This is a genomic window from Ruminococcus sp. AF31-8BH, assembly GCF_003460605.1.
Taxonomy (GTDB): Bacteria; Bacillota; Clostridia; order Lachnospirales; family Lachnospiraceae; genus Blautia_A; species Blautia_A acetigignens.
Genome location: NZ_QTVN01000038.1, coordinates 1 through 4,110 on the forward strand (window position 1 = coordinate 1; position 4,110 = coordinate 4,110).

Below are 4,110 nucleotides of genomic sequence, written 5' to 3' on the forward strand. Positions count from 1 at the left end.
AGACTGGATTCCCACCAGTTATATATTTGGCACCGAACTGGCGCACACCTCCAGTATCCATATTATACGATAAAAAACAATGAAATCACAACAAGAGTACATGAAGAACGTAAGCACAATATATCTTTTTTCTCAATTCCTGCTCAATTTCCCCTCAATGCCTTTTTCCTCCGATCTTCGTATGCTTATCTCACAGCAGAGCAGTACCACACCGGTACGACCTGCTGAATCAATCAATACGAAAACGGAGGTATTTTTTATGCGAGAACTCAGAAACACAAAAATCATTGCTGTAGATCATGGCTACGGCAATATGAAAACAGCAAACACCGTCACCTCAACCGGCATCAAAGCCTATGAAACTGAACCAATCTTCACCGGGAATATTCTGGAATACAACGGCATTTACTACCGGATCGGCGAAGGACACAAAGAATTTATCCCGGATAAAGCTATGGACGAAGAATATTATCTTCTGACACTAATGGCTATTGCAAGGGAACTGAATGTATTTTCCATCCGTGAAGCAGATGTTCATCTGGCTGCCGGACTTCCTCTCACATGGATCAGAAATCAAAGAGAAGCTTTTCGTTCCTATCTGCTCCAGAATCCAGAAGTCCATTACCTTTTTAACGGCAAAGAGTATCATCTCCGCTTTGTGGGATGCAGCCTTTACCCACAGGGGTATCCGGCTATCATAAACCAACTAGGAAATTTCAAGGGAACCAATCTCCTTGCAGATATCGGAAACGGAACCATGAACATTCTGTATGTCAACAATAAGAAAACGCAGGAGAGCCGATGCTGGACAGAAAAACTTGGTGTAAACCAGTGCATGATTGCCGCAAAGAACGCTGTTCTGGACAAATTCGGAGTGAAAATTGAAGAATCCACAGTAGAACAGATTCTGCGGTTTGGAACAGCTGATATTTCAGCACCATATCTGGATTGTATCAGTTCTATTGCCAGACAGTATGTGGCAGAACTTTTTTCTACGCTCCGCAAATATGAATACAATCCTGACCTGATGCGCCTGTATGTAGTTGGCGGCGGTGGATGCCTGATCCGTAACTTCGGAACGTATGACAAATCACGAGTCACAATCATTGATGACATCTGCGCCACTGCCAAAGGTTACGAATCTCTGGCTTATATGAGCCTGAAAAGGAGGGGATAAACCATGCAGAACAATATCCGCAACACAAACCTGCGCTTTAATCTGGACAAAGAACAGCAGCGGAGAGCCTGGGAATATTTACAGACGATGGACAGGCAGGATTTTAAATCTTACAGTCAGGTAATCTCTCTTGCACTGGTAGATTATTTTGACCGCTACTACCGCACACAGGCTGATCCTTATCTGGAAACAAGAGAACGGGAAGAACTTTTTGTGAAACAGATTGTAGATGCAGTGGAAAACAGTCTGAAACAGGCATTGCCACTTTTTCTTTCCGGACTGACTGCAGGCATAGCGCAAAGGGAGCCCCAAATCAGGGCGTCCTTTCCAGCACCTGAAAATTCACAGCCAGATAGTGATGTAGACTGGGATTTTCTTGGAGAATAAACCCTTTTGATTGGAGGTGAACACATGACTGACTTTCTGACAGCAGACACCAACCTGCCATCTTATATGATGTTTCCCCGTTTCCTTCTGGACATGGAAATAAACGAAACTGCCAAAATGCTTTATATTATCCTGCTCGACCGGGCAAGGCTTTCCCAGAAAAATGAGGGCTGGTCAGATACAGATGGTCATGTGTTCATTTACTTTACGATTGAAGCATTGGCAGAAGTTCTCCACAAAAGCCAGATGACGGTTAAAACTGCTCTGGCAGTACTGGAAAAACAGGAGCTTATCTTCCGAAAACGGCAGGGTCCCGGACAGCCCAATCGGATTTATATAAAACTCCCAAAAGAAACCATCCACTATACAGATAGATTTCTTTCCCTAAGACAGACAGAAAACTGTCCTATTGACAGACAGAATTCTTTCCCTGATACAGACAGAAAACTGTCTGGTAATAAGAAAGAGATAAAAAAGAACAATTTAGCAATAAGAGGGAGTAAGGATCCACTCTCACCCTATGGAAAATTTCAAAATGTTTTTCTGTCAGAAAAAGAGCTGGAAGATATCCGGCAGACAATCCCTGACTGGAAGGATTATATTGAACGCTTATCCGGTTATATGGCTTCTACCGGAAAGCAATATCAGAACCATGCAGCTACCATCATCAGTTGGGCAAGACAGGATCATCCTGCTTCCCGACAAAGAAATTACGAAAGTGAGGAATACGAAACACTATGACAAGATTTACAGAAAAAGCAAACGCTATAACACCAAACAGAGAACTTCAGCCTGATGAATATTTTAACGAAACAGACCACCTGATCTACTGTTCCAAATGCAATACGCCAAGACAATGCCGGCATGAATTACAGGGAAAGGTTCTTATTCCTTCCATCCGCTGTAAATGCCAGCAGGAAATCTTTGAGCAGGAAGAGGCCCAGAGAAAACTTCATGAAAAACAAATGGAAATAGAGCATCTTAAAACCAGCGGCTTACAGGACAAAGCACTCTATGACTACACTTTTGCCAGGGATAACGGCATCAATCCGGAAATAAAACTGGCACACAATTATGTAAGCAACTGGGAAGAGATGAAAGCAAACGCTTCCGGACTTCTCATCTGGGGTGATGTCGGTACTGGAAAATCTTTTTTTGCAGGCTGCATTGCCAATGCCCTTCTGGAAAAAGGCGTTCCTGTACTGATGACCAACTTTTCCCGGATTCTAAATACCCTTACCGGAATGCATTTTGAAGACAGAAACCAGTTCATCAACAGCTTAAACCGCTACAGTCTTCTGATTATTGATGATCTCGGAATTGAGCGGAACTCTGACTTTGCACTGGAACAGGTATTCAATGTGATCGACAGTCGTTACCGCAGTAAAAAGCCCCTGATCATAACGACCAATCTCACTTTATCAGAGCTGAATAACGCCGCTGATATCGCACACAAACGAATTTATGACCGTATTCTGGAGAGATGTATTCCTGTCCGTATCAATAACCGGAATATCCGTCAGGACAATGCAACAGCTAAGTTAAAACAGGCGAAAAAAATCCTGTTGAACAATCATGCTCCGAACCAGAATTGACTCGAAGAAGTATAACGCAATGATTATTTTTCACTGACAGCGGTACTACTATCTTTCCTTATTTTTAACAAAAAATATGCCACTGTCAGTTATCTAAAACCATAGTACCAAATCATAAGATTTTGAAACCAAAACAGCCCGGACACGGGCATAAAAAGGAGGTGCCAGATATGGCAGATAAAAGAATCATGACACCGGAAGAAAAAGCACTTTTACAGGCAAAACACCGCCAGGAAGAAGCTGAAGCAAGAAATCGCAAAAAAGAGCGTGATGCCAGAACACACAGGTTAGTCCAGGAAGGAGCAATTCTGGAAAGTATTGTTCCCCATATTAAAGAAATGGATTTAGATTCCCTGAAACGGGAACTGATGATCCGGCTACGGGGAATGTAAACGCACAAATTCTACTCCCGAAGGGCGCACTTACTCACCACCTGATAAATCAGGCAGTGGTATCCCCTTCGGGGCTCGTGCGCTCTGCCGAGGGCTTTATCCGCTGTTGCAGGCAACATCGAAAGGAGGTGCCAGATATGGCAATTTATCATATGCAAGCCAAAGTCGTCAGCCGTGGTTCCGGTCGGTCTGCTGTTGCTGCTTCTGCTTATATGAGCTGTAGCCGGATGTACAATGATTACGATGGTATTCAGCATGACTATACCAGAAAGCATGGTCTCATTTATCAGGAAGTATTGCTCCCACCGATGGCTCCACCAGAATGGAAAGACCGTGAACAACTCTGGAATGCTGTGGAAGCTGCTGAAAAGACAAAAGACAGCCGACTGGCAAGGGAATTTGTTGTCGCACTTCCCATTGAATTAGATAAGGACAGTAATATTTCTCTTCTTCAAAATTTGATTCAAAAGAATTTTGTGGATATGGGCATGTGTGCTGACTTTGCTAGTTAGCAACCACCAGTTCAACTGGTGGTTTATCCTTGGCCCTCCAAAGGCCA

General features: G+C 43.4%; 5 protein-coding genes and 1 pseudogene. All 6 read left to right on the forward strand.

Features of this window, described 5'->3' with window-relative positions; all coding sequences use genetic code 11:
* The first annotated feature begins 259 nt into the window (after positions 1 to 259).
* Complete coding sequence (locus tag DWZ38_RS21780; protein ID WP_117855389.1) at positions 260 to 1,177, forward strand: ParM/StbA family protein; 918 nt, start codon at positions 260 to 262, stop codon at positions 1,175 to 1,177.
* Between the two features lie 3 nt (positions 1,178 to 1,180).
* Positions 1,181 to 1,564, forward strand: coding sequence for an adenylate cyclase (locus DWZ38_RS21785; RefSeq protein WP_117855392.1), 384 nt, complete (start codon positions 1,181 to 1,183; stop codon positions 1,562 to 1,564).
* A 24-nt stretch (positions 1,565 to 1,588) separates the two neighbouring features.
* The gene (locus DWZ38_RS21790) at positions 1,589 to 2,305 is read left to right on the forward strand and encodes a replication initiator protein A (protein ID WP_117855394.1); all 717 of its coding nucleotides are present in this window, start codon (positions 1,589 to 1,591) and stop codon (positions 2,303 to 2,305) included.
* On the forward strand, positions 2,302 to 3,159 hold the full coding sequence (locus DWZ38_RS21795; RefSeq protein ID WP_117855397.1) for an ATP-binding protein: 858 nt from the start codon (positions 2,302 to 2,304) through the stop codon (positions 3,157 to 3,159). Before DWZ38_RS21790 ends, DWZ38_RS21795 begins: the two co-directional genes overlap by 4 nt.
* Positions 3,160 to 3,329: 170 nt before the next feature.
* A complete protein-coding gene (locus DWZ38_RS21800; protein WP_117767619.1) occupies positions 3,330 to 3,551 on the forward strand; it encodes a DUF3847 domain-containing protein in 222 nt (73 codons plus the stop codon).
* A gap of 137 nt (positions 3,552 to 3,688) precedes the next feature.
* Positions 3,689 to 4,057, forward strand: a pseudogene (locus DWZ38_RS21805) (MobA/MobL family protein); the annotation flags it as partial.
* Positions 4,058 to 4,110 lie beyond the last annotated feature (53 nt).

Excerpts from the sequence above, each read along its gene's own strand:
- DWZ38_RS21780 (WP_117855389.1), top strand. The coding sequence starts at position 260 with ATGCGAGAACTCAGAAACACAAAAATCATTGCTGTAGATCATGGCTAC.
- DWZ38_RS21785 (WP_117855392.1), top strand. The coding sequence starts at position 1,181 with ATGCAGAACAATATCCGCAACACAAACCTGCGCTTTAATCTGGACAAA.
- DWZ38_RS21790 (WP_117855394.1), top strand. The coding sequence starts at position 1,589 with ATGACTGACTTTCTGACAGCAGACACCAACCTGCCATCTTATATGATG.
- DWZ38_RS21795 (WP_117855397.1), top strand. The coding sequence starts at position 2,302 with ATGACAAGATTTACAGAAAAAGCAAACGCTATAACACCAAACAGAGAA.
- DWZ38_RS21800 (WP_117767619.1), top strand. The coding sequence starts at position 3,330 with ATGGCAGATAAAAGAATCATGACACCGGAAGAAAAAGCACTTTTACAG.